The 26816-nt window shown below is 54.3% G+C and carries 30 protein-coding genes; 19 read left to right on the forward strand and 11 right to left on the reverse strand.

Going from position 1 to position 26816, the window contains the following annotated elements:
- Nucleotide 1 precedes the first annotated feature (1 nt).
- The gene (locus BMZ67_RS06250; protein ID WP_092021100.1) at nt 2-625 is read right to left on the reverse strand and encodes a TetR/AcrR family transcriptional regulator; all 624 of its coding nucleotides are present in this window, start codon (nt 623-625) and stop codon (nt 2-4) included.
- A 167-nt stretch (nt 626-792) separates the two neighbouring features.
- Here BMZ67_RS06250 and BMZ67_RS06255 point away from each other — a divergent pair, with 167 nt between their 5' ends.
- From BMZ67_RS06255 to BMZ67_RS06265, 3 genes are all read left to right on the forward strand, one after another.
- Complete coding sequence (locus tag BMZ67_RS06255; RefSeq protein WP_092021101.1) at nt 793-1182, forward strand: DUF2784 domain-containing protein; 390 nt, start codon at nt 793-795, stop codon at nt 1180-1182.
- A 43-nt stretch (nt 1183-1225) separates the two neighbouring features.
- Nucleotides 1226-2356 carry a patatin-like phospholipase family protein gene (locus tag BMZ67_RS06260; protein WP_092021102.1) on the forward strand — a complete coding sequence of 377 codons (1131 nt, stop codon included), beginning with the start codon at nt 1226-1228 and terminating at the stop codon, nt 2354-2356.
- A gap of 191 nt (nt 2357-2547) precedes the next feature.
- The gene (locus BMZ67_RS06265) at nt 2548-2889 is read left to right on the forward strand and encodes a zinc ribbon domain-containing protein YjdM (RefSeq protein ID WP_092021103.1); all 342 of its coding nucleotides are present in this window, start codon (nt 2548-2550) and stop codon (nt 2887-2889) included.
- 28 nt (nt 2890-2917) lie between these two features.
- Here BMZ67_RS06265 and BMZ67_RS18480 read toward each other — a convergent pair whose 3' ends face one another.
- The gene (locus BMZ67_RS18480; protein ID WP_175481851.1) at nt 2918-3631 is read right to left on the reverse strand and encodes a UTRA domain-containing protein; all 714 of its coding nucleotides are present in this window, start codon (nt 3629-3631) and stop codon (nt 2918-2920) included.
- 199 nt (nt 3632-3830) lie between these two features.
- Here BMZ67_RS18480 and BMZ67_RS06275 point away from each other — a divergent pair, with 199 nt between their 5' ends.
- Together BMZ67_RS06275 and BMZ67_RS06280 are read left to right on the forward strand one after the other, a co-directional pair.
- Entirely contained in the window at nt 3831-6278 is a 2448-nt protein-coding gene (locus BMZ67_RS06275; RefSeq protein WP_092021104.1) for a metallophosphoesterase family protein, read from the forward strand.
- A gap of 228 nt (nt 6279-6506) precedes the next feature.
- Nucleotides 6507-8438, forward strand: a complete 1932-nt coding sequence (locus BMZ67_RS06280; RefSeq protein WP_092021105.1) for a purple acid phosphatase family protein — start codon at nt 6507-6509, stop codon at nt 8436-8438.
- 36 nt (nt 8439-8474) lie between these two features.
- Here BMZ67_RS06280 and BMZ67_RS06285 read toward each other — a convergent pair whose 3' ends face one another.
- The 9 genes from BMZ67_RS06285 to BMZ67_RS06325 all read right to left on the reverse strand — a co-directional run bounded on the left by BMZ67_RS06285 (nt 8475) and on the right by BMZ67_RS06325 (nt 17820).
- Entirely contained in the window at nt 8475-9245 is a 771-nt protein-coding gene (locus tag BMZ67_RS06285) for a glutamine amidotransferase (RefSeq protein ID WP_092021106.1), read from the reverse strand.
- Nucleotides 9246-9259: 14 nt separating this feature from the next.
- Nucleotides 9260-9835 (reverse strand): NnrU family protein, encoded by a 576-nt coding sequence (locus tag BMZ67_RS06290; protein WP_092021107.1) that lies wholly within the window; start codon nt 9833-9835, stop codon nt 9260-9262.
- Nucleotides 9836-9986: 151 nt separating this feature from the next.
- Nucleotides 9987-10703: a YebC/PmpR family DNA-binding transcriptional regulator gene (locus tag BMZ67_RS06295; RefSeq protein WP_092021108.1), complete on the reverse strand. Its 717-nt coding sequence runs from the start codon at nt 10701-10703 to the stop codon at nt 9987-9989.
- A 117-nt stretch (nt 10704-10820) separates the two neighbouring features.
- Nucleotides 10821-11462, reverse strand: a complete 642-nt coding sequence (locus BMZ67_RS06300) for a hypothetical protein (protein WP_092021109.1) — start codon at nt 11460-11462, stop codon at nt 10821-10823.
- Nucleotides 11463-11495: 33 nt separating this feature from the next.
- On the reverse strand, nt 11496-14633 hold the full coding sequence (locus BMZ67_RS18690; protein ID WP_092021110.1) for an efflux RND transporter permease subunit: 3138 nt from the start codon (nt 14631-14633) through the stop codon (nt 11496-11498).
- 6 nt (nt 14634-14639) lie between these two features.
- Entirely contained in the window at nt 14640-15710 is a 1071-nt protein-coding gene (locus BMZ67_RS06310; RefSeq protein ID WP_092021111.1) for an efflux RND transporter periplasmic adaptor subunit, read from the reverse strand.
- 176 nt (nt 15711-15886) lie between these two features.
- Nucleotides 15887-16192 carry a hypothetical protein gene (locus tag BMZ67_RS06315; RefSeq protein ID WP_092021112.1) on the reverse strand — a complete coding sequence of 102 codons (306 nt, stop codon included), beginning with the start codon at nt 16190-16192 and terminating at the stop codon, nt 15887-15889.
- Between the two features lie 216 nt (nt 16193-16408).
- Nucleotides 16409-17209 carry an oxygen-binding di-iron domain-containing protein gene (locus tag BMZ67_RS06320; RefSeq protein WP_092021113.1) on the reverse strand — a complete coding sequence of 267 codons (801 nt, stop codon included), beginning with the start codon at nt 17207-17209 and terminating at the stop codon, nt 16409-16411.
- A 188-nt stretch (nt 17210-17397) separates the two neighbouring features.
- Nucleotides 17398-17820 carry an SRPBCC family protein gene (locus tag BMZ67_RS06325; protein WP_092021114.1) on the reverse strand — a complete coding sequence of 141 codons (423 nt, stop codon included), beginning with the start codon at nt 17818-17820 and terminating at the stop codon, nt 17398-17400.
- 318 nt (nt 17821-18138) lie between these two features.
- Here BMZ67_RS06325 and BMZ67_RS18820 point away from each other — a divergent pair, with 318 nt between their 5' ends.
- The 14 genes from BMZ67_RS18820 to BMZ67_RS06400 all read left to right on the forward strand — a co-directional run bounded on the left by BMZ67_RS18820 (nt 18139) and on the right by BMZ67_RS06400 (nt 26752).
- Entirely contained in the window at nt 18139-18411 is a 273-nt protein-coding gene (locus tag BMZ67_RS18820; RefSeq protein ID WP_139214334.1) for a CPCC family cysteine-rich protein, read from the forward strand.
- A gap of 361 nt (nt 18412-18772) precedes the next feature.
- The gene (locus BMZ67_RS06340; protein ID WP_092021117.1) at nt 18773-19279 is read left to right on the forward strand and encodes a YdeI/OmpD-associated family protein; all 507 of its coding nucleotides are present in this window, start codon (nt 18773-18775) and stop codon (nt 19277-19279) included.
- A gap of 123 nt (nt 19280-19402) precedes the next feature.
- Entirely contained in the window at nt 19403-19705 is a 303-nt protein-coding gene (locus BMZ67_RS06345; protein WP_092021118.1) for a DUF2004 domain-containing protein, read from the forward strand.
- Between the two features lie 71 nt (nt 19706-19776).
- Nucleotides 19777-20109, forward strand: a complete 333-nt coding sequence (locus BMZ67_RS06350) for a hypothetical protein (protein WP_092021119.1) — start codon at nt 19777-19779, stop codon at nt 20107-20109.
- Between the two features lie 222 nt (nt 20110-20331).
- On the forward strand, nt 20332-21015 hold the full coding sequence (locus BMZ67_RS06355; RefSeq protein WP_092021120.1) for an SMI1/KNR4 family protein: 684 nt from the start codon (nt 20332-20334) through the stop codon (nt 21013-21015).
- A gap of 244 nt (nt 21016-21259) precedes the next feature.
- Complete coding sequence (locus tag BMZ67_RS06360) at nt 21260-21733, forward strand: SMI1/KNR4 family protein (protein ID WP_092021121.1); 474 nt, start codon at nt 21260-21262, stop codon at nt 21731-21733.
- Nucleotides 21734-21848: 115 nt separating this feature from the next.
- Nucleotides 21849-22397, forward strand: a complete 549-nt coding sequence (locus tag BMZ67_RS06365; protein WP_092021122.1) for a hypothetical protein — start codon at nt 21849-21851, stop codon at nt 22395-22397.
- Between the two features lie 158 nt (nt 22398-22555).
- Nucleotides 22556-23128, forward strand: coding sequence for a hypothetical protein (locus tag BMZ67_RS06370; protein WP_092021123.1), 573 nt, complete (start codon nt 22556-22558; stop codon nt 23126-23128).
- 10 nt (nt 23129-23138) lie between these two features.
- Nucleotides 23139-23417: a hypothetical protein gene (locus tag BMZ67_RS06375; protein ID WP_139214335.1), complete on the forward strand. Its 279-nt coding sequence runs from the start codon at nt 23139-23141 to the stop codon at nt 23415-23417.
- A gap of 153 nt (nt 23418-23570) precedes the next feature.
- Entirely contained in the window at nt 23571-23906 is a 336-nt protein-coding gene (locus tag BMZ67_RS18570; RefSeq protein ID WP_175481853.1) for a hypothetical protein, read from the forward strand.
- Nucleotides 23907-23949: 43 nt separating this feature from the next.
- Nucleotides 23950-24552, forward strand: coding sequence for a hypothetical protein (locus BMZ67_RS06385; RefSeq protein WP_092021125.1), 603 nt, complete (start codon nt 23950-23952; stop codon nt 24550-24552).
- 69 nt (nt 24553-24621) lie between these two features.
- On the forward strand, nt 24622-25143 hold the full coding sequence (locus BMZ67_RS06390) for a hypothetical protein (protein WP_092021126.1): 522 nt from the start codon (nt 24622-24624) through the stop codon (nt 25141-25143).
- 159 nt (nt 25144-25302) lie between these two features.
- Nucleotides 25303-25908 (forward strand): hypothetical protein, encoded by a 606-nt coding sequence (locus tag BMZ67_RS06395; RefSeq protein WP_092021127.1) that lies wholly within the window; start codon nt 25303-25305, stop codon nt 25906-25908.
- Nucleotides 25901-26752, forward strand: a complete 852-nt coding sequence (locus BMZ67_RS06400; protein WP_245749897.1) for a sulfurtransferase — start codon at nt 25901-25903, stop codon at nt 26750-26752. The genes BMZ67_RS06395 and BMZ67_RS06400 overlap by 8 nt, the downstream gene beginning before the upstream one ends.
- The last annotated feature ends 64 nt before the right edge of the window (nt 26753-26816 follow it).

Below are 26816 nucleotides of genomic sequence, written 5' to 3' on the forward strand. Positions count from 1 at the left end.
TTCAATCTCCTTGTTGTTCGCATGGTGGCTGGGATTGCAGGACTGTCCAGCAGGCGTCACAGGCGCACTGGAGGTCATCATCGGTCAATTTCAGGTAAGCCAGGCGTTCTGCCTTGAAGAGGCCTACGAATGCGCCCCAGAACAGCGCCATGGCGACTTCCGGGCGGAGGTGGCTGCCCAGAACGCCAGCCTGCTGTGCCAGTTCAATGAGTTGGCGTAACGGCATTAGCAGTTGGCGCTCCGAGGCCAGGCTGGCATCGTCCAAGTAGCTGTGGTGATCCTGCATTTCGAGGAAACGGAAGGCATTCGGTTGTTTGCGTGCAAAGGTGCATAACCGGTTCCATATTTCATTGAACAGGGCACGGCTGGGCTGCTGTATGGGAAGGTTTCCCAGCAGCTGCTCAGCCAGGAGCTGTTTGGTTTCCCGGAAAAGGGTGTTTACCAGGGCTTCCTTGCTGTCAAAGTAGCGGTAAAGGCTGCCAACACTGATGCCTGCTTCTCTGGCAATGGGCGGAACAGGGGTACCGTGGACGCCTCGGCTGGCGAACACTTTCAGGGCGGCATCGAGAATGCGCTGACGTTTGTCTGTAGCGGCGGGGGAGGCGCGGTCAGGGCTGGCGGTCATAACGATATCCGTTGGTATTCGGCAGTGAATGAATATTCATTCATATGATTCTTGAGGATGCCGGGGGTGCCTGGAATGTCTGTTAGGGCCAAAGGCCGAGCAGGTGGAAAACTGGCACCTACGGCAGGGTATGCGATGCTGTCATAAAGACTCCCGGGAATTGTGTGATGCTGTACCAATGGCTCGCAGACGGCGTATTGATTGTCCATGTTGCTGTGGTGTTGTTTGTGGTGCTGGGGCTCGTGTTGACCGTTGTGGGCGGGGCATGGGGCTGGCAATGGGTTCGGAATCGCTGGTTTCGTATTGGCCACCTGCTCACCATCGCCATTGTGGTGCTTCAGGCCTGGCTTGGCGTGCTGTGTCCCTTGACTACACTGGAGGTGTGGCTGAGGGGGCAGGCGGCTGGCGGCGGTTTCAGCGGGAGTTTTATCGGGTACTGGTTGCAACGACTGCTCTACTACCAGGCGCCTGAGTGGTTCTTTGTCCTGGCTTATACCGGGTTCGCGCTGCTGGTGATTCTGGTGTGGTGGCGCATTCCGCCTGACAGATGGCGGTAAGCGGCTATTGGATGGGGCGAGGAAGGATCTAAAGGGATCGTATATGGCTGATGTAGGCGTGGTACTGACCGGTGGCGGGGCCAGGGCTGCCTATCAGGTGGGAGTGTTGCGGGCGATATCCGATATGTACCCGGATATGGGGTTCCCGTTTCGGGTCATTGTTGGGACTTCCGCGGGGGCCATTAATGCTCTGGCACTGGCCAGTGGCGGCGATATTTTCCGCCACAGCGTGTCGCGGCTTGAATTGCTCTGGAGTGAGCTTGAGTCCGAACACGTCTATCGCAGCAACACCTACGACATTCTCCGAAACATGACATCGGTAGCCCGCAGGTTGCTGGCCGGTGACGACCATTCGTCGCCACTGTCGCTGTTGAACAATTCACCCTTGCAGGCCTTGCTGGAACGGGAAATCGACTTCGCGGAAGTGCGGCAACGCATTCGCGAGGGTCAGATATCCGCGGTCGGGGTCAATGCCTGCGGTTATTCAACCGGCCAGAACATCTGCTTCTTCGACGGGCGCGAGGACCTCAATGGCTGGACGGTGGGCCAACGGGCAGGTACGCGCACCGAGCTGGGGCTGGAACACGTGATGGCGTCGTCCGCGATACCAACGGTGTTCCCGCCAGTCCAGATCAATAGGGAGTACTTTGGTGACGGTGTGACCCGGCAGATGGCTCATATCAGCCCTGCACTCCGGCTGGGTGCGGAGCGGGTTATGGTGGTGGGGGTCAGTGCGAACAGCATGTGCCCGTCCCAACGGCCTGCCGAGCAGGAAGTGCCGGCGTTCGCCCAGATCATTGCCCATATGTTCAACGGTATGTTTCTGGACACGCTGGACTACGACATTGACCGTTTACGGCTGATCAACCAATTGGTGTCGCTGGTGCCAAAGAAAAAGATGGAAGCGGCAGGCCTGGATCTGAAACCCATAGAGTTGCTCGAAATTTCTCCCAGTGAACGCATTGATGAGATCGCAGCCCGTTACATGGATGGCATGCCGACGGTATTGCGAAACCTGGTGGGTGGCGCTGCCCCCCGTTCTCTAACCGGGGGCAGCCTGGCCAGTTACCTGCTGTTTGATCGACGGTTCTCGGCGGAGTTGATCAAGCTTGGTTACCGGGATGCCCAGAGTCACGCCAGGCAGATTGAACGCTTCTTTGATCAGAAAAACTGATTCAGTTTTAGCGGCATTTATGGCCTGAGATCGCCAGCCTCTTGGTCCAGGGAAGTGATTGGTGATGTGGCTAACCTGTTATGGGCGTGGCGTCTTGTTAAGTGCCACAAAAAATTTGGGGTATTTTCCCCTGGAAAGTCTCAATGTTGGTATGATAGGCGCCCGAAAAACATCCAGTTAAGGGGGCACCCATGTCCAATCTTCCTGCCTGCCCGCAGTGTGGTTCTGAATATACCTACGAAGACGGCACTATGCTGATCTGCCCGGAATGCGCCCACGAGTGGTCTGCCAACGACTCTGAATCGACGGAGTCCGAAGGCAAGGTTATTCGCGACGCCAACGGTAATGAACTCCAGGACGGTGATACGGTAACGGTTATCAAAGACCTCAAGGTGAAAGGGTCTTCCTCGGTGGTGAAGGTTGGTACCAAGGTGAAGAACATTCGCCTGGTGGACGGTGACCACGACATCGATTGCAAGATCGATGGCATCGGAGCCATGAAGCTAAAGTCTGAGTTCGTCAAGAAGGTTTAACGGCCTGCCTTGGACCGGGTAGGTCGTCCTACCCGGTAGTGCGCCCCCGCATGCGCATTTCGATGGCATCGTGCAGCCAGTGTTCCGCTTCTGCCACCACGCAACGTCCGTCAACAATCACGTCCCGCGATAACTTCAGTGATGGAGAGCCTTCCCGCACCCTTAACTGCTGGGCCTGAACCTGGTCGAGCGGCTTTGATGAAATACCGATATTCTGACGCCGGCGTTTAAAGCCATAGGTGTTTCGCACCAGTGCATTCAACGACGCGGTGAGGTCCTGATCCAGCAGGTTGGGGAAGTCGTCTTCCTGGTAGTAGCAGGATTCCAGCAAAACCCAGCGTCCATCGACGGCTCGTCGCCTCAGTACGTTAAGCACTTCCGTAGTGGCGGGGATTCCGAATTTACGGGCAATGGCGAGTGGTGCCGGTACTCGTGCGGCCTGTATCAGCTCGGTATCGAGCTTGCGATTCTGGGACTTCGCTTCATCAAGAAGGCTGTGGGTTCGGGTTGGGTCGTAGATGAACGGCGCTGGTGCGACGAACCAGCCAATCCGGTTGAGCCGATAGATTAACCCCTGTCCTTCCAGGAAGTGCATGGCGTCACGGGCGTTTACCCGGCTCACCCCCAGGCGTTCACACAAGCGGCGCTCTGACGGCAGCTTACTGCCAGGTGGCAACTCGCCTGACATAATCCAGGATTGCAGGTTGGCGGCGACGCTGTGGTAGGTGGAGGGTGGGTTCATGGCTGACCTGATGATTGAAACATTCTGGCCATTATGGCACGGCTCTGTGACGGTTTTATGGGCACCAGTTCGGCTATTTGGTACGTACCAGTTGTAACAAATTATTAAATTTCCTGAAATATTTGAATCACGTTTCTGAAACGTTCGCTCCTTATTTTGGTACGTACCAATATTGGTATATACCAAAAAGGAGCTCGTAATGTTCATCCCTTATCGCTCAGCCCTGGCACTGGGCTTGTCGGCATTGGTGCTGGCAGGTTGTGGTGATTCGTCAGACTCATCGGCCTCGGCGGACTCAGGTTCGAATTCCGGTGGCGGTAATAACATCGAAGAGCCGGTCGATCCGCAACCGGTGATTGTGCCGCCTCCCCAGGCCGAGCAGACTCCGGAATTTATTGTGCGCCCGTACCTTCAGGCGCCGGGTCCCGACACCATGACGGTGATGTTTGAAACCGAAAACAGCGAGCCGGAAGTGTGGGCGCGCCCGTTTGGATCCGGTCAGGAGTTCCATAAGGTCAGCGGTGAGGTCCACTCGGACGATGGCCTGGTGTACCGCGCGCCCCTGACGGCACTTGAGTCCAACACGCTGTATGAGTACTACGTGCTGACCCACGACGCAGAGAGTGCCCTGCGGGTGACTCAGCCGTTTGCATTCAAAACCTGGCCCAATGCTGGCGACGATGTGAGCGAAGCCCGGTTTATCGCGATCAGCGATACCCAGCTGGACCGAACAATCTACGAAGTGGTGCTCAATAATGTTGTCACCGACGGTTTCATGACCGAAGAATGTGACGGCACCAAGCCTGAGACCTGCGCTGAAAACATTGCTGCAATCACCATTTCCGGGGACGTGGTACAGACCGGTGGCAACCGGGGTAACTGGCGTAACCAGCTGTTTGGGCGGATGGCTGAGATCACCCCTTATGTACCTCTGGTAACTGTGCCAGGCAACCACGACTATTACAGTAATGCCGAGCTGCAGCTGTACCGAAGCTACATGGCCCCGCCGGAAAACGGCTCTGTTGGCTATGAAGACCATTGGTACTACCTCGACTACCTCGACCTGCGACTGGTTGGCCTGGACAGCTACCCGATTTCCGGTGCCCACGGTAAGTTCAATGCAGATACCTTGGCTGTTCAGCGGCAATGGCTCAAAGAAACACTGAGAGACGCTGAAATCCAGCAGAAACAGTTTGTAATGGGGATGTTCCACCACGGTTGTCTGTCGGAGATGTGGAATGCGGGTGAAAGCATTGGCACCTGTGAACTGGTGGCTGAACTGGAACAGTACAGTGAGCGCACTGGCGCAGTGACTGGCCATTTCTTCGGTCATACCCACAGCTATTCCCGTGGTCAGTCCCAGGACACCTCGCACCTGTGGCTGAATGCCGCCAGCGCCTCGGGTTACATCGAGCCGTTGGATGATGCTGGCTTCCAGAATAGCCAGATCAGCGACTACGACACCTTTGAGGTGAGCCGCAGCGAGTTCGGTTACAGCGTGCTGACGTACCGCTTTGGTCAGGATTCATCACTGACCTTGCAGCGTAAGAAGGGTGGTTATGACGGTGATACCGATTTCAATATTGTCGATGAAGTCACCTTTGCTGCCGCCTCGAACAGTAACTTGCCGCAAGCGACTGCCGGCACTGGAGAGCTTGCTTTGGCGGATGTCGAACTGGCGATTCAGGTTGGAGCGCCAGAGCAGGTCCATGAGGTGCAGTGGCAGGTCTCTGAAACTGCGGACTTCAGCGGCCCGGTGTTTGATGTCTGGGGCAATGATACCCGCCGTCATAACCTGTTCTATGACGAGGCTTCGCAGGTTGGCGGAGACCTCTACCAGGGGTTTGAGGCCATCGACACTCAGCAGGGCGCTGATATTTTCCGACTGGACCTCTCTGCGTTACTGGCTCGCAAGACGGTGCGCCCAGGCGGGGATGACCACTACCGCTGGAACAAGCGTTACAGCTCCCAGAACACCCACACCTCTAGCTACGATGACTATGCTGGCCAGAACCGGCCGGTGCTGGCGCTGAAGCCAGGCACGACTTACCACTGGCGCAGCCGTGTCAGGGACACCGCGATGAACTGGTCGACCTGGAGTAACAGTTACAGCTTCACTATGGAAGGAACCCGTACCGAAAACCTGCTGGTTAATGGTGGCGGAGAAGCGGGCGACCTGACTGGCTGGACCATCACCAGTGGAGCGATGAACGTGGTTGTCGGTGCGCAAAACGGGCTGGCCGCGGCCGAAGGTGAGCGCTATTTCACTGGCCGGGGTTTTGGTAACCCTCACCCGGACGACTGCTGTACCGAAGCGGCGTACCAGCTGATCGATGTGTCTGGCTATGCGGCCACGATTGATGCCGGCCAGGTTTACCTGGAGGCGGAAGTGGCTATGACAACATGGAACGGTGTTGATGAGCCTGAGTTCCGGGTGGAAGTTCTGGATGCTGGCGGCCAGCCGATGCCGTGGTCTGGGGCTGCAAGCCTGACCACCAAAGCTGCAAAAAACTGGGACACCATGACCATCAACGGGCTGCTGCCTACCGGCGCGCGAAGCATCAAGGTGCATATCGGTGGAACCCGTAAGCAGGGCAACGATAATGACGTCTACTTCGATGGCATGTCCATAAACCTGCTGTACTGAGTTTCCTGTCACCTCATAACCCGGGCCACCGTTATCGGTGTCCCGGGTTTTTTATGGTCCGGCGTTCGTGATGGCTACCAGACTGGTAACTGGTAGGTACCAATCGTCATAAAGCTTTAAAACCGTAGCAACGTAAAACTAATCAAGCTGACATGTCGGTCCGTTACATTGGCTCGCGCCAAACTGGTGTAGACCAAAAAAATAGAAGTCAGAACCAAGGAGATTGACATGGGACGCCCTTACCAGGCCTTGTTGGCGATCGGTGTTAGTGCACTGATGCTGGCCGGTTGTAACGACAGCAGTGACAGCGAGCCCAGCGGGAGTGCTGGTACAGAGCAGCCCGGCACGCCGGATCAGGAATTTGTAGCCGCACCGTCCAGCGAGCTTGCCCCGGCGTTCATAGTGCGGCCTTACCTGCAAGCACCGGATACTGACGCCATGACGGTCATGTTTGAAACCGGGGATCTGGAACCGCAGGTGTGGGTTCGTCCCTTCGGCAGCGGAGAGGCGTTTGCTGAAGTCGCGGCCGAAGTCGCGTCAGACGATGGGCTGGTTTATCGGGCGCGGGTGACTGGCCTGGTGTCGAACACTCTTTACGAATACTACGTACTGACGGCTGGCGAAGACGGAAGCCGTCGCGTCACCCAGGCCTTTGCCTTCAAAACCTGGCCGAATCCAGGAGACGGTGTCACTGATGCTACCTTTATTGCCCTTAGTGATACCCAGCTTGATCGTGAAATCTACGAACCGGTGTTGCGGAACATCGTTAACCAAGGGCTTATGGTGGAGGAGTGCCAACGGGATCAGCCCGTTACCTGTGCCGAAAAGGTTCGTGGTATCACCATATCCGGTGATGTGGTGAATATCGGTGGCACCCGCGATCAGTGGCGGGATGAGCTGTTTGGCCGGATGTCCGAGATTACCCCGTATGTGCCCTTGATTACGGTTCCCGGTAACCATGACTACGGTGGGAACGCCGAGCTTGAGTTGTACAAGACCTATATGGAACCTCCTAGGAACGGCTCAGCCAATTTTGAGGAGCACTGGTATTACCTGGATTTTCTGGATTTACGGTTGATCGGGCTGGACAGCTACCCGATCTCCGGCTCCCATGGCAACTACAACCAGCAAACCCTGACCATCCAGCGCCAGTGGTTGCGGGATGTTCTGGCAAACGCGGAGATGGAAGCCAAGCAGTTTGTTGTGGGCATGTTTCACCACGGCTGCCTGTCGGAGATGTGGACGGCTGGCGAGAGCATCGGCTCCTGTGAACTGGTGTCTGACCTGGAACAGTTCAGTCAGGATACCGGAGCCATCAGCGGCCACTTCTTTGGTCATACCCACGCCTACTCCCGGGGGCAATCCATCGATGTTCCCCACCTATGGTTGAATGCCGCCACCGCCTCCGGTTACATCGAGCCCCTGAACGATTGGAGCCATCAACTGACCCAGGTTCGTGACTACGACACCTTTGAGGTAAGCCGCAGTGAGTTCGGTTACAACGTGGTGACACTGGCGTTTGGCCAGGAACGCCGGCTAACTCTGGAGCGGAAGAAGGGCGGAGCCGACAACGATACCGGGTTTGAGGTGGTTGACCGTGTGGAGTTCCAGCCGCGGTTCAACGACAGTTTTCCAATCGCAACCGCTGGTGATGGTGATGAGCAGGTCATGAGAGTGAACCTGGGGATTCAGGTCGCCGACCCGGAGCGGGTGCGGGAGGTTCACTGGCAGATCTCTGAGAGTGAGGATTTTAGCGGAACGATCTATGACATCTGGGGCAATGAAACCCGGGTTCAGAATATCCACTATGACGATGCCGCCAAGGTCGAAGGCGATGAGTACCTGGGATACCGGTCCATCAATACTCAGGATGGTGCGGACATCTTCGCACTCGACTTGTCCGGACTGCTGGCCTGCCGTTCCATACGCCCTGGCGCCGATGCCTATTATCGCTGGCACAAGCCTTCGCTTGAGCAGAATACCCATGACTCTTCAGATGACCCGTATAGCGGAACACTGTGGCCGAAGCTGACCATCTGGCCGGCAAAGACCTATTACTGGCGAGCCAGGGTCCGTGATGAGGTGATGAGCTGGTCGATCTGGAGTCCGGTCTACCAGTTGAGCACATCGCTGTTCTACCCGCCGCGGATTTGTTCCTAGCTGGCAGCAGCCCCGGTGCCCCAGGTAATGTCGAGCTTAGCGCCCCAGTACGACCCGGGTCAGGAAGGTTTGAAGCAGCGACGCGGCGTCCGGAGTGTCGGTTACTGCACCGATCAAGTCGGCAGGTTCCAGGCCTTCGGTGCGGAGAGCGGGGCTTTGGACCTCTAGATACGCCCGCATCACGTCGGCGCTGAACTCCGGGTGGAACTGCACCCCCCAGGCCTGCCGGCCAACCCGGAAAGCCTGGTGGGGTTCATGCTCAGAGCTGGCCAGCAGGGTGGCTGCGGGCGGTAGCTCCAGCACGGACTGCAAGTGGGTCAGTTGGGCCGGGAAGCAGTCGGGTAGGGTGCCTAGCAGCGGGTCGCTGGCGGCATTTTGGTTGAGCTGAACGGAAAAGGTGCCGGATTCCCGCCCCTCGGGGTGGTACCCAACCTTGCCACCAAGGGCGTGGGCCAGCAGTTGATGGCCGTAGCATACCCCCAGAACCGGGATGCCGGCCTCCACCACCATGGCCAGCCACTGCGCCGTGGCCTCGCTCCATGGAGCTTTGTCCGACACCATGGCGGGCGAGCCGGTAATGATGACGCCATCCCAGTGATCCGGATGCCCGGGGTCTTCGCCCTCGGCGACTCGGATTGTTTGAATCTCCAGTTCCTCGCCTTCCCCAATTCCTGAGCCTGGCAAAGCCTCAGCCTCATCTTCAGACACAGTGCCTAGCCCTGCCTTGAACCATTGCTCAAAGTCGCCAAAGCGCTGGTGAATGGCGGGGTAGGTGGAGCCTGTCTTGATGATGGCGAGGCGGGGCATGGCAGGGCTCCGAATCAGAACGCGACGGGCGCTACGCCAATAAGCTTGGCGTGAAGTCCGGTGATGAAGGCCGCGTAGAGCGCCAGGCCGGCCACAATGGCAATGATATCGTTGAAGCCTGTGGTTGGCAGGGCTGGGGTGGCCCTGGGCTGCCGCCGTTTCAGGGAAATGCGGTCAACCACCGCCCAAGCCAGGAAGCCGCCAAACAGTAAAACGTCGTGCAGCATGCCATTAGCCAGAAGGTGCGCCAGCGCCCACAGTTTGACTGCAACCAGCATCGGGTGTTTCAGCGTGGTTTTAATTCGGCCGGGAAGGTAGGCGGCGAGAAACAGCGGGAACACGGGGATCAGCAGCACCATCGCCAGGTGGCGGAGGCCAGTGGGTGGTACGTAGAGTGAAACCGGGTCCAGACGGGCAAGGCCATAGCCCCAGATGATCGCAATCAGCCCGATGGCAGACACCAGGGCGTACAGGCCCTTGAACGGCCACTCACCCAGGGATTGGGCCATGCGGTTACGCAGCGGGTCATTGATAATGGACAACGAATGGATGCCCAGGAATAACACCAGGCCAACAATCAATACAGTCACGGCTTTAGCTCCCCAAGTGTGCTCGGTTTTTCAGGAGCTTAGCTAATCCGGGAGCGGCGGGGAAGGGGCGAGTGAAGGTTTGTGCGGAGTGGGGTGGTGGCGCCTGGCGGGGGACTTCCCGCCAGGACGGTCACCAGGTATTACCGGTAACTCAGAGTTCGGCGTTGTGGAACACGTTCTGAACGTCGTCCAGATCGTTAAGCATGTCCATGAACTTCTCGAACATTTCCACATCTTCCCCTTCCACGGGCGTGGTGGTCTGGGGGATGAACTGGATGTCGTCGACTTCGAACTCGATGCCTTCAAAGGCTTCGGTCAGGGCTTGCTTGGCCTTGCCGTATTCGGTGTGAGGGGCGAACACGGTGATCAGGCCGTCTTCGTTCTCAATGTCGGTCACATCGACATCGGCCATCATCAGTGCTTCCAGGGCCGCTTCTTCGTCGTCACCCTTGAATGCCAGGATAGCGCAGTGGTCAAACATGTGGCTGACGCTGCCCTGGGTTCCGATCTTGCACTTGGTCTTGGTGAAGCAGAGACGGACATCGCCGAAGGTGCGGTTCGGGTTGTCTGTCAGACAGTCAACGATCACCATGCAGTTGCCCGGCCCAAAGCCTTCGTAACGGGCCGGGTTGAAGTCTTCACCAGCACCGCCCTTGGCCTTCTCGATCGCTTTGTCGATAACGTGGGTAGGCACCTGGTCTTTCTTGGCCTTCTCGATCAGGCCACGAAGCGACAGGTTTCCGTCCGGATCACCGCCGCCCTGTTTGGCACACATGTAGATCTCGCGGCCGTACTTGCTGTAGACCTTGGTTTTTGCTGCGGCCGTTTTGGCCATGGATTCTTTTCGGTTCTGATAGGCTCTGCCCATTGCACTGCCCTGCTTGTTCTAAGGATTCGTTCTGGAATACAACGGTCCCGGAAAGTCTCAGGACCGTAGGAAAGGGCCAAATTTTACTGGACTATGGAAATTGGGGACAGGGGAAATTTAGTTCCCGCCGCCAAGCATGCCGTCGCTTTCCAGTCGGGGGACCATAACATTGCTAAAGTTCTTCACCCCGTCCTCCAGAGAAACCGGGTTAATGGTTTTGGATTGGGCCTTCCAGACCGCGTGGCCTGTTGCTGTGTCAAACAGCGTGGTCTGGATGTAGACCTCCTGCAGTGAGGTGAAGTAGCCCGGCATCATCACCGTTTCATACTGCATCCCCACATAGTTGCCAAACCGGGGCTCAACCACCGGCATGGCTACCTGGTTGACCTGGGGCGGGGTGTACTGGTCGCGCACGCTGTTGTCGATCAGCGTAGTTACCAGTACCGCGTCTGCACCGTTTTCACGGATGGCTTCTTCGGCGTGACGGTGCAGGGTTTCCTTGTCCATGGAGGCAAGGTGCCCAGGCACGTAGTCTGACGCTGCCAGGGCCACGGTACCGGTACTGGCGATCTTGCCTGCCAGCGACTGTTCGACGATGGTCCGCACCTGTTCGTTGTCGCTGATCGCCATGACCATGATTTTTTCGAACTGTCCGGGGCTTTGTTTGTCGAGGGCCACGGACAGCAGGTCGGTTGTGGTGGTGGTGCATCCTGCCAAAATCATGAAAGCCGCAGCGATCAGACTCATCCTGATATTCATTGTTCATAACTCCTTGAGTTGTCAGTAGGTTTCTTACTCACTGCGAAACCGGAAAATGGTAGCGTACAGTACTGGTACCACGACCAGTGTGAGAACGGTCGCAAATCCCAGGCCAAACATGATGGTCACCGCCATGGCGACGAAGAACGCATCGCTCAGTAGCGGCAACATGCCGAGAATGGTGGTCAATGCGGCCATGGCGACGGGAATCAAGCGGCTGACGCCGGATTCCACCACCGCTGTGACCGGTGGCCTGCCGGCCTCCAGTTCCACGTCAATCTGATCCACCAATACGATGGCGTTCTTGATCAACATGCCTGCCAGGCTCATGAACCCCAGCAGTGCCATGAAGCCAAAGGGCTGGTTGAACATCAGCAGACCAATGGTTACGCCAATGATGGCCAGCGGCACCACCAGCCAGATCACCAGGGTCTTGTACACCGAGTTGAACAGCGCCAGCACAATGAACACCATCAAGCCGAAGAAGGCCGGGATCGCCTGGGCAATGGAAGTCGCTGCCTTTACCGAGTCTTCATTCTCACCACCCCAGGCAAAGTAGTAGCCCGGCATGTCCTTGATGGGAATGCGGTCCCGATAACGGATTGGGATGGTGTTCGCGGTATGCTCGATGCTGCCACCACCATGGCGCTCCAGGTAAGTGGACAGGTCAGCGTTCAGCGCTTTTTCCACATCCACCTTGATGTCGCTCAGCAGCTCGGAGGACAGGCCATTACGTTGGTCAAAGTGCAGCCGAAGCATGGTGACACGATCCTGCCGCCAGATGTGCGGGTCTTCAAAGCCCACCTGAAAATGAGCCACCGCCTGGCCCATCGGCACCATCTTCTGTGCCACCGGGCTCCAGATGGGCGCCTGGTCGTAGTTTTCCAGACTTCGACGTTCGTTCAGCGGTGACCGTGCGATGATCGGAATCAGTTCATCACCCTCACGGTAAATACCCGCTCGGACGCCGTCCACAGAGAAGGCCATGGCATTGGCAATATCGCTCCGATCAAGCCCCAGCTTCTGCGCCTGGGCGTCGGCGAGAACCGGCTCGATCACTTGAACACGCTCACCCCATTCATCGCGGAAGCCCTTGACGTTGGGGTGGTTGCCAATGACCTCAGCGGCCGATGCGGCCAGTCGGCGCAGTTCGTCTGGGTCGGGGCCCGATATCCGTAGCTGGATCTTACCCCCGGTGGCGGGGCCGAGCACAAACTGGCGGGTGTTGATGATGGTTCCAGGCTGCAGGATTTCGAGGTCCGCCTGTACCTTGTGGGTGATATCACCAAGAATACGGTAGTCATCCACATCCACCAGCAGGCGGGCAAAGTTGAGGCCTGGTTGTTCCGGTGTGTAGGTCAACAGGAACCGAGGGGAACCACCACCGACCTGAGTGGTCACGTGGGTGACATTGTCATACCCGGCCAGCCGGGTTTCGATTTCTTTGATGTTTTCCAGGGTGGTGGAAATATCGGAATCCTGCGGATACCACACATCGACATAGAACTGTGGGCGGGTAGAGTCCGGGAAGAAGCTGTTTTTCACCCACCCGAACCCGAACACCGCCGACAGGAAGACAACACCGGTCACGCCCAGGCTGAGCCAACGGTAGCGGATGGCTTTGGTCAGCAGGCTCCGGTAGGTCTGATAGAAACCGGAGCTGTAGGCGTCATTGCCGCCACTGCTGGCCACTTTCAGGAACTCATGGCAGAGCAGGGGGGTAATAGTGACCGCGGTAAACCAGCTCAGTGACAGCGATACCAGAATCACCGTGAACAGGGAACGGGTGTATTCGCCGGTTGAATCCTGCGACGTACCAATGGCCGCAAATGCGGTAACCGCAATTGCGGTGGCGCCAAGCAAGGGCAGGGCGGTCTGGCTGACAACATCCTTCGCCGCCGTAATGGAGTCTATACCCTGTTGAAGCTTCATTCGGATGCCGTCGGTGACGACGATGGCGTTGTCCACCAACATGCCAAGGGCAATGATCAGGGCGCCGAGTGAAATACGTTCCAGGGTAATGTCCATGATGTCCATGAAGATGAACGTACCCATGATGGTGACAAGCAGCACCGCACCGATGATCAGACCACTACGCAACCCCATGAAAACCAGTAGCACCGCCACCACGATACCGATGGCCTGCAGCAGGCTGACAGTAAAGCCGCGGATAGCCTCGGTGACCGCATCGGATTGCATGGAAACCACGTTCAGCTCCATACCCAGCGGAATCTGAGGTCGCAGTTCGTCGAGCTTGGCGTACAGGCCGTCGCCCATGATGACTACGTTCCCGCCGCTGCGGGTGGCAATCGCCAGTCCAATCGCAGGCTGGCCATCAAAACGCAGCAGGTTGGATGGGGTTTCGGTCAGCCCCCGGGTGATGGTGGCGATATCCCCAAGCAGGATGTGCTGGTCGGGGTTACTGCTGCTGGTGATCAGCAACGTGGAAAACTGATCGATGGACGTAATGCCGCCGGACACTTTGATGGCCAGCCGGGCGTCGTCGGCACGGGCATAGCCGCCATAGGCTACGGTGTTCTTTTCGCCCAGTGCACGGGCAATGTCCTGAGGGGAAATGCCCAGCGCGGCAATCTTCTCCCGCCGGGGTTCAACGTAGATGACCTGCTCCGGTTCGCCGTAGAGGGCAATGCTTTTAACGTCTTCGACCTGCAGCAACTCCCGCTTCAGGAACTTGGCGAATTCGTAAACTTCGTTCTCGGTATAACCCTCGCCGGTGATGGCCAGGTAAACCCCGTAAACGTCGCCGAAGTCATCAACGACAATGGACGGACCGGCCCCAGGCGGCAGGTCTGCCTGGACGTCACCCACTTTGCGTCGAAGCTCGTCCCAGACCTGGGGCAAGGCGTCCTTGTCGAACTGGTCGAGTATCTTGACCGATACAATAGAACGGTCGCGGTAGGAGTGGGATTCGACATAGAACAGCTGGCCCATCTTCTGGGCAGCGCGCTCGATCAGGTCGCTGACCTCTTGCTCTACCTCTTCTGCGGTTGCCCCGGGGTAGGGGGTAATGACCTTCGCCTCCTTGATCGTAAATTCCGGATCTTCGAGACGGCTGAGATTGTTGAACGAGTAATAGCCTACCAGGACCAGCACCAGGGTCACCGCCCAGGTGATCACTCGGTTTTTGATACTCCATTCGGCGATATTCATCGTTGGTTAGAACTCCACCTTGTCGATGGGGTTAACCTCCAGGCCTTCCGACATCCTGGATGCACCGGCAATGACTACGACATCCCCCGGGGTCAGCCCGGAAAGCACCGTAATGTTGCTGCCGCCAACAAACTCGCCGGTGGTGACTGCCTGCCGGCTGACGCGGTTGTCCGAATCAACCAGCCAGACGCCGGGTTCATTGTCGAGGCTGCTCGACAGTGCTGACATTGGGATCACCACAGGACCCTGGCTTTCGCCATCCGATGTGGATTGTCGGGCCTTGACCGTTGCTGTCATGCCCGGCAGAAGGTTGTAACCGGCGGTCTCTTCGATGCTCAGCACATACTCAAAGGTTTGCGTGTCCTCGCTGGCCACCGTGGCAAATTCCTTGATGGTGAGCGGAAAAGTACGACCGGGAATGCCCTCGAAGGTGCCTTCAATCAAGGCCTGGGCATTCTCCGCCCGCCGCACCACCAGACTTTCCGGCACACTGACCACTACCTCCAGGTCATCGTTGTTCTGCAGGCTCAGTACCGGCTCCTTGACCTGAACCTCCTCGAAGTTCTGCACGAAGGTGCGGGCAACTACGCCGTCGAACGGTGCCACCAGACGTGTGTCGTTCAGGGCCTTCCTGGCTTTCGACACGTTGGAGACAGCGATGTTGTAGTTGGCCTCAATGGTGTCGTATTCCGCCTGGGAAACGTAGTTTTTCTCAATCAGTTCCTTGGCACGGTTGAAGTTGGCCTCGGTCCGGGACAGGTCAGCGAGGGCAGCGTCGAGGTTACTGCGGAAGTCTGAGTCATCCAGCAGGCCCAGCTCCTCCCCTTGGGTGACTTGCTGGCCTTCCTTGACGGGAAACTCAACCAGGCGGCCGGGTACCTGAAAGGCCATGGTCACCCGTTGGGCGGCACGGACCGTACCAGGGAATTCTCGGGACAGCAGGGCATCATCTCCGCCCACCGTCATCACTTTTACCGGTTGAACGACCGTTGTTGCCGGAGCTTGTGGGGGTTCACCGCAGGCGCTGATCAGGGTAGCGGCCAGGGCGTATACAGCCATCCATCGCTTGTTTCTCATACCGGTAAAACCTTCTAGCTCAAGGGGAGTGTTTCAGGGGCCCTTTAATAGTAGAAAGCGGAGGCGATGAAGGAAAGCAAATTAGCGAGAAAACACGAGGTTGCCGGGGTTGCCGGTATGTGCCGGAAAGATAGGAAGGGGAGGGAGAACCGGGAGGTCGCCCTCCCGGTGTCGGCTCACGCTGCGACGGATGGAATGTCGCGATTGAGCAGTTGCCGCTTGATATCGGTCATGAGTCGATCGGCATCGACCTCAAACCCTTGTCTGGCTTCTACAAAGTGCAGGGTCGGAACATACTGGTGGGTTACACCGTCCCGACTCCAGGTCACCACCGGAGCCCGGAAATAGCGACCAGAGGGGGCCTTCTGCTGCTGTGTGGCAAATTCGTTTTGCCAGCCAATATGCAGATCGGTTACGTGGCATGATTGCTCGATCTGCAGTTCCTGGGTCAGACCAATGATGCGGTTTGAACTAATGGCCATGGTAAGCCTCCTTTTCACATGTAATGTAACGGGAGCTGCCAACCGGATGGTTTTATTCAAGCTCCCAAACGATACCCCATTAGGCTTTCTTGGGTTACGGGCCGTCCTGGCCTCACTTGTCATTGATGTGAACAACTGTACACATTAAATGACTGTGGTGAACAGAGGGCTTTGAGCCGATGGCCTGTTATAACAATGTGGTTTGTACCTATAACCTCAGACGAAGTCCGTTGGCGGCAGGTAGTTCTCGCTGGTCATCAGGTCGACGCCGCAGTTCACGGTCGATACCCAATCGAGGAAGCGATTAATCATTTCCTTGCCTTCGAAGCGCTTGCCGTGCTGCGGGACAATCATCTCAACGTCCATGCCGCGCACCATGTCTGCCCACAGCTGGCAGACTTTCTTGGAGCAGATGTAACGTTTGTGGAAGCCAATCATGTGGGGAATATGGGCATCGAAGTCTTTGACCGGCATGTGTTCATCGCGGGCGGCCAGGGATGCACCCAAGTCACCTGAGAACAGGATCTTGGACACAGGATCGTAGAACTGCAGGTTGCCCACGGAGTGCATGAAGTGAGCCGGCAGACACTGAATGTAGCTTTCCCCGAAACGAACGTTGGCGCCTGCATCCGGGATACCGGTGATGCGGTCATAAACGTTGACGTTCAACTGGTTGACCACGTAGCCCGAGGCCAGGTGGGGCAGGAAGCGGGACCAGAGACGGGAGGTAACAATCTGGGCCTTGGTGTGTAACAGCCAGCGGTCGATGGCACCAATGATGTCCGGATCCTGGTGCGATGCAAAGACATAATCCAGCTCGCTGATACTCATGTAACGCGAGGCGGCGACAGACAGCGGCGTGTAAGTCAGGTCACCACCGGGGTCAATCAGCGCTTCGTGCTTGCCGTCCACCAGCAGGAACTGGTTGGATTGAACACCTTCGCCGGTGACCAGTGAATCGAACATCAAACATTTGTGATGGCCATTATCGAACAACACAATAGGCTCTGACGCCATGAGTATCTCCTGACTTTGCTGGAAGCGTTCAGGGCTTCCGGAAAATGCGGCCGTGGCAGCGGGCCGATGGGAGGCGTCAGGTTAAGGAAAAGCGGGAACGGGCTTTTGCCCCAAATCAATAAAGCCGACTATATCGGGTAACAGAGTGTAAAGAGAGGGAAAAGACGGCCAGAACTTGGCCGTCCCTGTTAGGCCATCCTGGGCACGCGTCGAATGCCCTTGCGGATACCTTGCTCCAGTGCGGACTGAACCAGCTTGCCGGTGAACGGAATCACATCGTCGAAGGTGATGGTGTAATTGATTCGGGTATGGCCTTCCGGAGTGTCCTCGAAACGGATACGCCCCATGTGGTTCTTCAGCGGGCTCATGCTGGTGATGGTGTACTCGATCAGCGAATCCGGCTCAAAGCCAATCACCGTTTCTTCCAGGCCAATAGGCCCGATACCGATCTTGCGCACAGAGCCCAGACCATTGGGATCCGCCTGGTCGCTGTCCTTGATGCGCTTGGCCGGCGCGCCCAGCAACTTGCCAAAGCGCTCATGCTCCGCAAACAGCGCAAACACCTTGCTCCTTGGTACCTCAAACGTTTCGTCGATCTCGATGGTGTACATGGTCCGGTCTCAGTCATTGTTGTAAGAAAAAACGTCCAGACAGAGTAGTCGGTTCGGCACTAATACGAAAGTCGTGTGTGGGTAATGGACGGTGATTGGCCCCAAAGGCAGATAAGGAATACTTCGCCCCTGTTGCCTGATCGTGTGCGCAAAAGCACGAACCTGCAGAATTTCATGGCGAAGCGATTTGGGGTTAGCTAAGCTGTTGTTTTAAATAAAATGTGATGGCGCGTATGTGCTTTGATATCGAGTAATTATGACGTAGTCATATTTTTAATTATTGAAGCGTACTATTTAATTGATGTTGTGTTTTTAGATATGAGAGAAGAGAGCCGAACCGTAGAGTGCCCTTGCTGCGGGTATATTTGTTTGAAAAGTGGAGAGTATGGTGAAATTTGCCAAATCTGTTATTGGGAGTATGACGAAGAAGTTGAGTTTCGTGGTACAAATCCGTCAGTTTTGAATCATGGGTTGACGTTAATCGAAGCTCGAAATAATTTCGATCAGTTCGGTGCCTGCGAAGAGAGATTGGTTCAGTACTGTTTGCCACCTGAAGCACGAAAAGAGTACAAGCATGTTAGCGAAACCTAGGTGCACAAACATATTGTCGGCTACATGGAAGGAAGAAAGGTATGACTAAAGCCTTTGTTATTGGCCCCTTTATTGGCGGACTTCTCTCTATTCTCTATAGCTTTTTTACCGCCTCCGCGCATGGAAGGAACGTGCTCACTGGCGAGCCCATGGACCTACAAGGGATTCAGGCAATTTATGTTTTCGTCAATGAAAATGGATTGGCTAGCTATCTGGTAACTCTGCTACCAGTATTCGTAATTACTACATTGGTTTCGTGCACAGTGGTGTACTTTTGGGGCCGGCACACATAATCCAGTCGCTTAAGCGCGCCGCTTCGTTCTGAGATCAGGCAGCCACCGATACTCTGAGAAAAAAGATCATGAAACCGTCTTTAGTAGGGAAACACTTTTCTTTTGAGGCAGATTTGGAGAGCTGGGCCGAGGGGATGGATTACTGTGCTGTCTGTGTGCCCGCGGAGATCACGAACGCCTTAGGAACCAAGGGGCCGGTATTGGTCAAAGCCAGCGTCAATGAATCAAAACCGTTTCAGGTAAGTCTTTTTCCCGTTGGTGGTGGTCAACACTACATCCGGATTAAGGCGAGCATTCGTAGGCTCACAGAAATCAAAGTGGGTGATCACATTCGGCTGAGCTTCGTGGTTTTAGATCCTGACGACGTGAAGGTTCCTGATGACCTTATGAAGGTGCTTACTACCGAAGGCATGGCTGACGCTTTTATGGCAATCCCACCAGGACAACGAAATTTCATTATCCGTCGGATACAGGAGGCTGCCAAGCCGGCTACCCGTGAAAAAAGGGTATACGAGGCGGTATCCGCTGCCCTTGAGAGAAGATCGAATATGAAAGGTCAGGATGGCGTTGGTTAATGTCCGTGACTTTATCTTTTTGGAAACTCGGGTTAACAAGCCCGCCAGAGTGATAGACGCGCCATACATCTATATATACGGAGCAAGGCTTGGCCATGCTCCTTGGGAAAAGGATGATTAAAAATGCAAAGCGCCACGCTTGAATATATCAAGGGACAGTATGGTAATGAAGACCAGGAGTATGGCGTTAATTTATTTGTTCGTCACCATCTTGAGGAAATAGAACCAGAGTACTGGATGAAGTTGGTGGGAACCAAAGAGCCGAGTTCGGCCCAGGTGCTTGACTCCCTGGTGCTGGTTGGGCAATGGGAATCGGAAGGGAATATTATCTATGACTATTCGCTTCCTGATAATGTCACTCAGTATTTAATTTCCGTAACCGTTGGAAAGGTGGGGGAGATCCTTTCTGTTGAAATGGAGAGTTGATAAATATTGTGGTACGTTAATTAAATTGAGCTTGCGCTAAGCTTCGATTTTTTTGGAAATGGAGATAATAAATGCGTCTAAATGTTGATGATGAGTTTGAGGTGGTAAATCCAGGCCATTCCGATTTGGATAAAATTATTGGTGAAATGGCTGAAGATGAGTTCATCGTGCTCATTCGCGAAGATGAATATTATATTCAGGCTTATTTCGACAGCGATCCGGAAGCGTCAGTGATTGAATATAGAGAAGGTCAGGAAGGAAACCATTTTAGCGCCTCAGCGATATCCAAGGAAAAAGTTCTTGAAGCGTTTTCGCTATATTTGGATGGAAATGAAGGCTTTAAAAAAATACATCAATGGGAAATGCTGGAAATCGATGAAATCGAGTATCTTGAAGAAGAGTGATAAGGGCTCGTTTTGTTCAATCTGACAGCGCCCTCATACTTGTTGTAACTACCCTACCTGTTTTGAGATCAATAGCGCAACGTCTGTGTATGAACGTCGCTGCTTGGGGTGATTAAAAATATCTGTATAGAGTCAATTGAAATGCCTTGGAATGATCGCTGAAACAAGAGAATTTCGGTTCACATCGATGACAGTTATGGGTAGAGGGTGAGAGTTTGAAATATGGAAGATGCCTGCACAAAAATTAAGGAAAAATTAGCAGAGCTTAGGGCCCTGGACGGTGATCAGGATTTATTTGGTGCCGCCTTTCATGGATATAAGCTCAATGAAGTTTGTTCTGAAAATGAAATTAAAGCCTTTGAGGAAAGGTTTGGTTGTGTACTACCTGCTGGCTATAAAGAATTCCTGACAAGGGTTGGCAATGGCGGGGCAGGCCCGGGTTACGGGGTGTTCCCGCTCGGGCTAATGGATAGGAATTTTGGCTTTGCCGAATGGGATAACGATTTTGTTAGCCCGGACAAACGCTTTAAATTCTCCGGCCCATATAATGATACGTCAATCCTTTATAGGGGAGCCCCAGAGCAAGCCGCGTTCTCTAACCCTGAGGAGTATGAGGCTGAGTATGAAAAATGGCTTGAGGAAAACTCTGAAGATCTTGAATTGGAGTATTGGATAAAGCATTCAATGGATGGTGCGATCCCGATTTGCCACCACGGATGCTCAAACAGGAGTTGGCTTGTGGTTTCTGAGGGAGCGGAATACGGAACGATCTGGGCTGATGATACTGCCGATTCAGGCGGGGTGTATCCGGAAACACTTGATGGGCAGCCAAGAATAGGATTTTTTGAGTGGTACCTCGATTGGCTTATAAAAAGCATTGCAGAGGTGAGAGAGGGGGGCGCCTAGCAAGGTCATCATACGGATTGGGACCGAAATGGAACTGGAACCCATGGCCCAATACCATTTTCGTGACCGTCACGTATTAGGACGTTTGATTAACTCCGTCTACTCTGCCTTTGCAGGGATAGAATAAGTGTTGCTGTCATCATCAAATAAAAATTCCCAACCCGCCTCCCTTGTTTAGTGCCTCGGGTGGAGAAGAGAAAAGGATATGCGTAGTCCTTCTCTGAAAGGAATCAAAAGAGAGTAAATGATGGATAAGAGAATAATTGAAAAGGTGTACGATTTGTTGAACACACCTTTTTCTGAAGAGTTAAGCCTGTTGGGAGAGCCCGCAACAGACGAAGAAATCGTCATGGCTGAGAACGAACTGGGCGTTGCTTTTCATGATGACTACAAGAAATTCATCAAGACTTTTGGAGGTACAACCATAGGGGTTGAGGTTTATGCCTTTCATAATAACGAAATGATGTCAAAAGACACGGTTGTCGATCTGACAAAATCATTCCGGATTGATTATGAGGATGATTACCGAAAAAGCATCATTGATGACAGTTATGTGTTTTCTATGGATGGCATGGGAAACCCCATTATGTCAGACCGGCAAGAGAGGGTGATTATCTTTTATCACGATTCAGACGAATATGAAGTGCTAACAGATTCATTTTCTAAGTTCGTAGAATGGCTGGTGGATGGAAAGGGCCTTTATGACTTTAACGGATAGACCGGCTGGTTGAGTGGTACTGAAGCAGTTCAAATCTTGGAGCAGAGAGGTTGCTCCAGATGTGTTGGGTACATGCTGGATGCGCCCAAGCTAAAGGAATTAGAGAGGCCTATAGATGAATGCAAAAGAGTTTAAAGAGCGGATTCTGGAGATCCTGGAACCCATCGACAGTTCGCTGTTTCAAGCGATTCGGGCTCAGGCCGCATCGGATAGCGATATCGCAGCGGTTGAGGCGAGTACCGGAATTCAGCTTCCAGACTATATAAGAGGGTTTGTTAACTCGGAAGGCAACTGCAATGGCCTGGCGACGTTTGCGCGGGAAGAAGTTTGGCCTGCCCCGAAAGAATTTGAGATAGGGCCAGCATGGACATTCTACCGGGGAGTAACCCTACTCGGCGTTCCGGTCTCTGATTTGCCTGATTGGGCGAGTATTCCCTGCGCTTATGAACAACTGGTCGACTTTGGTGTTAGCGACATCCTGCCACTCATCAAGGTTTGGGGAGATGGGGGGCGTCTATGGGGAGTGAATGCTTCCGGTTCGACGGTGCTTGTTCTCGATGGTGAGGTGACTGTCCTGGACGTTGCTATCAGCGATGTCTATGCGGAGCAGATCACAGAACTTGCCCAGCGACAAAAAAACATGGCTGAGCGTCTGGCAAATTAGTCAGGCCCACGGTGCCATAAAGGCGCTTTTATGTTTTGCTCGCTGTTTACAACAGAGGTTTGAAAATGCTCTGTATCTTTCTTGTCTCAGCCCAGAGCCGGAAGCGTTAATGCGAACAATAAACCTAGGTAGTGTGGGTTAATTTAATGTGTGAAAGCATGAAGTACGTTATTTGGGTTATTGAAGACGACGACTCTGAAGCCTTATATACCGGGCCAGTGGCAAGCAGTGATGCGGATTACCTGGCAAAGGTCATTCCGTTGCTTGAACCGATTTCCAATGCTGAATATAGGTCTGGGTTGGCCGCCATATTGTCTACAGCGGCAAGATTTAGCTATATCTTGCTGGGGGATGACATCGTGTGGTGCATCGAATGGTCTCCGGGTTTCATCGTGGTGAAGTTTACGCCGGATGGCCAAATTCTTGGTGCTGCAATAAGAGCCCTGAACCCCTGTTTTGGTGGCCGCGAGGCAACAGATGAAGAACTGGACGCGTTCGATGAAGATAATAACCCGCACTATAATTTGATCTTTGACCCCTGGGATGCCCAGTTCGAAGAGGATTATCGTGAATCGGGAAATTTCCAGCGCGCCAATGAAGAGGAGTTGGCGCGGTATCAGAGTGCGCTCAAGCCGGTAAGCGACTTGGAAGCACTTGACGAAGCCAGCTTTGAACAGTGCAAAGCCAATATCTGCGAATGGGCTGGAAAGGGTTTGGTGATATTGCCCTGAATTGCAGGCTTTGCGTTACGTCATTCCAGACAGAATCGAAGAAGTTTCGAATGGGAAAATCAAAAGCGACGGATACGACTATCTTGACGATGGCGTGAACTCGATGGTGATCTTCATGCTGTCAGAATCCCCAAAAGAAGGCATTCAGACCGTCCTGGACGTCTTGTCCGAAGAAAAATTCTGCGATAACTGGGTGCTTGGAAACTCGGTCATTGACCTGAACGAAAAAGGACAATACACAGTTGTCTATCCAAAAAGTTTCAAGGGTGGGTTTGAGGTTAAGGGCTAAGGTAGGAGCCTGAGATAAATACAAAATTCCCTCAGGGCATTGCTGTTGGACTGGGGCAGGCAATACAGGGCAGGCTGGAAACTAAATTCACCGATCTCTCGGGCAATTAATTGTCAGTTGTGTTGCTTTTTAGCGTTATACATAAGTCAGTGCATGGAACTAGAGACAGTAATTAATCACATATTCTCCTACAACTTCCCTACGGATGAAGTGCTTGTTCGTTTCGCTAACGAACGGCATGGGTTTGGCGGTGACGATGGCTGTTATGGCGTAACCTACCCTTCTGATCTTGATGCTTACGAAAGAGAAGTCGAGCAGCAATTTATTCCAGAGGGTAGTGTGGAAATTTACTGCTCAGCATACACAGATAAGGACATCATTATCCCTGAAAAACAGTACCTTGCGGCGTTAAAAAAGTACCTGGAGTCAACTGGCCAGTATGAATTGGCAGGTCGATTAAAAACGCCAGAGGCTGATCCTAGTTATTAGGAAGCCTGCAAGGCATTCGTGGGCACCAAACGGTAAAAAAATTATGGATCTCAATCATATAACCTACAAAGGACCTGACATCGATGATGAAGAGGTCCTGGCTTCGCTGCCAGATAATCTTGCGAACCTCCTTTCTCAGATAAATGGGTTCATTCAGTATCACGGTGGACTGCATATCTACGGCGCGTGCCGAGCTCCGCAATGGCACTCGATCAGGGAGGCATGGCACGGAGAAGCTGCGGCCCATAAGCACTATGAGTCCATCAGGGCGTCGGACGTTCCTTTGGGTGAGGATTGTTTGGGTTTTCAGTTTTTCCTGCGGGATAAACAAGTCATCTTCCTGGATGGAGAAACCGGGGACGTGGAGGAGCTCGGCCTGAGCTTAAGAGAGTTCTTTGCGTGGGTGGCAGATGATCCGGTGGATAGCTTGGGTATGCAGCCGCTTCACCAGTTCATGGAGGAGGGGAATATTTGTGAGCCAGGAAAGCTGTTGGCAGAGTACCCGTTTTTTTGCACGAAAGAATCCGAGCAGGGAGTGTCTTTAAGTGCGGTACCGTGTCTGGAGCGACGTCAATTTCTGGCCGATTTGCATAACCAGCTGAGTGGAGTTCAAGACGGTGGCAAGTTTGATGTCACACTGGTGTGACTGTTTCGCAAGCAACGGAATGTTTGGCCTATCGGCAAATTAATCTGACATGAGCAGTAAGGGATTCGAATGGATTCAAAGGTAAGGGACGTATTTTCAGAGATCGAAGAGGTACTGATCCAGGCTATTCGTGATATTCCGGTGCCTCCAGAGACATTGTACGCGTGTGGTTTTTGGTTGTTTTACTGCGATTATTCCACCATCAGTCCGCCATGTTTTGGCTACAACTCAGAGTATGGAGAGGAGGATGAGCGGTGGGCGCCTCCCGAATGGGATGTGGAAGAAGAGGAGAATGTCTTTGAAGCTCTGGAGCCGGCCTATGAAAAGCTTATGGGTCTCATGGAAGGGCGGAGTAATGAAGCGTGGGCGCAGCTTGTTGAGTTTCAGTGGCGCTTCTACACTGATTTTTGCGCCAGGTTGAACGCCAGTATGAATAGCCCGAGCTCACCATTCGCGGGTTGGAGCAAAACGGACGATTTTGTGGTGGGGGTGTTCGAAGAGCGAGAAGGCGAAGAAATATACAACCGGTTAGCGATAGACAGCGTTGGGAGAGATAGCGCCGTGAAACTGTCCATTGTTGATCTCGGATAACAACACCGTTGAGCGGCTCGGTGTGATTTGCGCATTCAAGAAAGCGGATGATTTCTCGATCCGCGGGGTTGAACACGACTACTGAGCGTCGCCTGCCACGGGCCCGCATTCCCCAACGATTTTCTCTGCCTTCTAAAGTTCTGTGAGTAAGGGTTTAACGTGAGACTTAAGTTATTTCTGCTGCTGTTTGTATTTCTGGCTGCCTGTCAGTACCTGCCCTCAGCCCTTACCAAAGACGACGTCGACCAGTACATCGAAGCCTATAAAAAACTAGCTGAGATCTCACCTGAGTTGGAGGTTCTGAGAACCAAGAGTGGAAGCATCAGCGTGTTTACCTGCTCTGCCTGTAAAGCGAGGATGGAGACCTCGGTCGTCAGCGCGGGCTATAGGAGCCTTGAGTCGTTTATGGTGATGGACCTCAGGATGTCCTACACCATGCGCTATGTGTTGTACCTGGAGTTGACCCAACTGGTGAGTGAGGCGGGAGAGGACATTCCCATAGAAAATGTCTGTTCGGTGCAGAACCGGAATAACCTCAGTGAAGCGGACCGGCAGACCTTCGACGACTACTGTGGAAAAGCGGTTCTGTACACTGGTTATATAGAACGAGTCAGCCGTTTTGTGAGTGATGTGGTGGAATACATCGTGTCCAAGGCTGACTTCGAGATTGTTGCTGAGAGCTTTGATGAGATTCACTCGGCAATCACCGATCCAAGGTTAATTTCAGACCTGAGTCGCTCGGGTGGAGGAGGTTGGGATGACTGATAGGCGGATGGCAAACCCTCTCGTCACAACGGAATGGCTCCAGTCCAACCTGGGCCATGAAAAGCTGGTGCTTATCGACGCCAGTATGGACAACGTGGTTGGCAAGGAGCCGATCGTCTACGACCAGCCCGTGTATATACCGGGGAGTCAGCACATTGATCTGGAGGGCGCGCTGTGCAATCTCGATTCGCCCCAGATCCATGCGTTCCCTACGGTCGCGCAGTTCTCTTCAGAAGCCACCCGGCTCGGGCTGGAGTCGGATAGCCTGGTGGTGCTCTACGACAACCAGGGCATTTACTCGGCGCCCCGGGCCTGGTGGATATTCAGGGCGATGGGGATCGAGAACGTCTTTGTGCTTGATGGTGGCTTGCCGCAATGGCTGGCCGAGAACCGGGAAACCGTAGCCGACCTCAAACCGGGTGGTCATCACGCAGTGGCGGCCACGGGAAACTACCAGGCAGAGATGGTGTGCGGTTCTGACTATGTTCGGGCGCATCTGGACGACGACAGCGTCCGGGTGGTTGATGCCCGTTCCAGTGCCCGTTTCCTGGCGCAGGCACCGGAGCCCCGGCCGGGTGTGCGTGGTGGCCATATCCCCAACTCCCTGAACCTGCCCTTTCTGGAGGTACTGGAAGGCCACCGCTTCAAGGATCTGGATAAGTTAGCGTCGATTTTCTCCACCCTGCTCGACAAGACCCCTCGGCACCTGGTGTTTTCCTGTGGGTCGGGCATTACGGCCTGCATCATCCTCCTGGCTGCAGTCATCGCCGGTTATGACAACCTGACGCTCTATGATGGCTCTTGGGCGGATTGGGGGAGTGACGAGTCCTTGCCCATTCAGTGACCCGCTTGTCCACAGATTCCGTGGATAACTGTGTGCGCAATGCAAGGAGAGCGTGTGGGAACCC

The sequence above is a fragment of the Marinobacter zhejiangensis genome (assembly GCF_900114775.1).
GTDB lineage: Bacteria > Pseudomonadota > Gammaproteobacteria > Pseudomonadales > Oleiphilaceae > Marinobacter > Marinobacter zhejiangensis.

Coding starts and splice junctions, on each gene's coding strand:
- BMZ67_RS06275 (WP_092021104.1), top strand. CDS start 3,831: ATGTTCATCCCTTATCGCTCAGCCCTGGCACTGGGCTTGTCGGCATTG.
- BMZ67_RS06385 (WP_092021125.1), top strand. CDS start 23,950: ATGGATCTCAATCATATAACCTACAAAGGACCTGACATCGATGATGAA.
- BMZ67_RS06355 (WP_092021120.1), top strand. CDS start 20,332: ATGGAAGATGCCTGCACAAAAATTAAGGAAAAATTAGCAGAGCTTAGG.
- BMZ67_RS06390 (WP_092021126.1), top strand. CDS start 24,622: ATGGATTCAAAGGTAAGGGACGTATTTTCAGAGATCGAAGAGGTACTG.
- BMZ67_RS06250 (WP_092021100.1), bottom strand. CDS start 625: ATGACCGCCAGCCCTGACCGCGCCTCCCCCGCCGCTACAGACAAACGT.
- BMZ67_RS06320 (WP_092021113.1), bottom strand. CDS start 17,209: ATGGCGTCAGAGCCTATTGTGTTGTTCGATAATGGCCATCACAAATGT.
- BMZ67_RS06295 (WP_092021108.1), bottom strand. CDS start 10,703: ATGGGCAGAGCCTATCAGAACCGAAAAGAATCCATGGCCAAAACGGCC.
- BMZ67_RS06400 (WP_245749897.1), top strand. CDS start 25,901: ATGACTGATAGGCGGATGGCAAACCCTCTCGTCACAACGGAATGGCTC.
- BMZ67_RS06300 (WP_092021109.1), bottom strand. CDS start 11,462: ATGAATATCAGGATGAGTCTGATCGCTGCGGCTTTCATGATTTTGGCA.
- BMZ67_RS06365 (WP_092021122.1), top strand. CDS start 21,849: ATGAATGCAAAAGAGTTTAAAGAGCGGATTCTGGAGATCCTGGAACCC.
- BMZ67_RS06260 (WP_092021102.1), top strand. CDS start 1,226: ATGGCTGATGTAGGCGTGGTACTGACCGGTGGCGGGGCCAGGGCTGCC.
- BMZ67_RS18570 (WP_175481853.1), top strand. CDS start 23,571: ATGGAACTAGAGACAGTAATTAATCACATATTCTCCTACAACTTCCCT.
- BMZ67_RS06265 (WP_092021103.1), top strand. CDS start 2,548: ATGTCCAATCTTCCTGCCTGCCCGCAGTGTGGTTCTGAATATACCTAC.
- BMZ67_RS06370 (WP_092021123.1), top strand. CDS start 22,556: ATGAAGTACGTTATTTGGGTTATTGAAGACGACGACTCTGAAGCCTTA.
- BMZ67_RS06255 (WP_092021101.1), top strand. CDS start 793: ATGCTGTACCAATGGCTCGCAGACGGCGTATTGATTGTCCATGTTGCT.
- BMZ67_RS18820 (WP_139214334.1), top strand. CDS start 18,139: ATGAGAGAAGAGAGCCGAACCGTAGAGTGCCCTTGCTGCGGGTATATT.
- BMZ67_RS06315 (WP_092021112.1), bottom strand. CDS start 16,192: ATGGCCATTAGTTCAAACCGCATCATTGGTCTGACCCAGGAACTGCAG.
- BMZ67_RS06360 (WP_092021121.1), top strand. CDS start 21,260: ATGATGGATAAGAGAATAATTGAAAAGGTGTACGATTTGTTGAACACA.
- BMZ67_RS06285 (WP_092021106.1), bottom strand. CDS start 9,245: ATGCCCCGCCTCGCCATCATCAAGACAGGCTCCACCTACCCCGCCATT.
- BMZ67_RS06310 (WP_092021111.1), bottom strand. CDS start 15,710: ATGAGAAACAAGCGATGGATGGCTGTATACGCCCTGGCCGCTACCCTG.
- BMZ67_RS06280 (WP_092021105.1), top strand. CDS start 6,507: ATGGGACGCCCTTACCAGGCCTTGTTGGCGATCGGTGTTAGTGCACTG.
- BMZ67_RS06325 (WP_092021114.1), bottom strand. CDS start 17,820: ATGTACACCATCGAGATCGACGAAACGTTTGAGGTACCAAGGAGCAAG.
- BMZ67_RS06350 (WP_092021119.1), top strand. CDS start 19,777: ATGCGTCTAAATGTTGATGATGAGTTTGAGGTGGTAAATCCAGGCCAT.
- BMZ67_RS18690 (WP_092021110.1), bottom strand. CDS start 14,633: ATGAATATCGCCGAATGGAGTATCAAAAACCGAGTGATCACCTGGGCG.
- BMZ67_RS18480 (WP_175481851.1), bottom strand. CDS start 3,631: ATGAACCCACCCTCCACCTACCACAGCGTCGCCGCCAACCTGCAATCC.
- BMZ67_RS06340 (WP_092021117.1), top strand. CDS start 18,773: ATGAAACCGTCTTTAGTAGGGAAACACTTTTCTTTTGAGGCAGATTTG.
- BMZ67_RS06345 (WP_092021118.1), top strand. CDS start 19,403: ATGCAAAGCGCCACGCTTGAATATATCAAGGGACAGTATGGTAATGAA.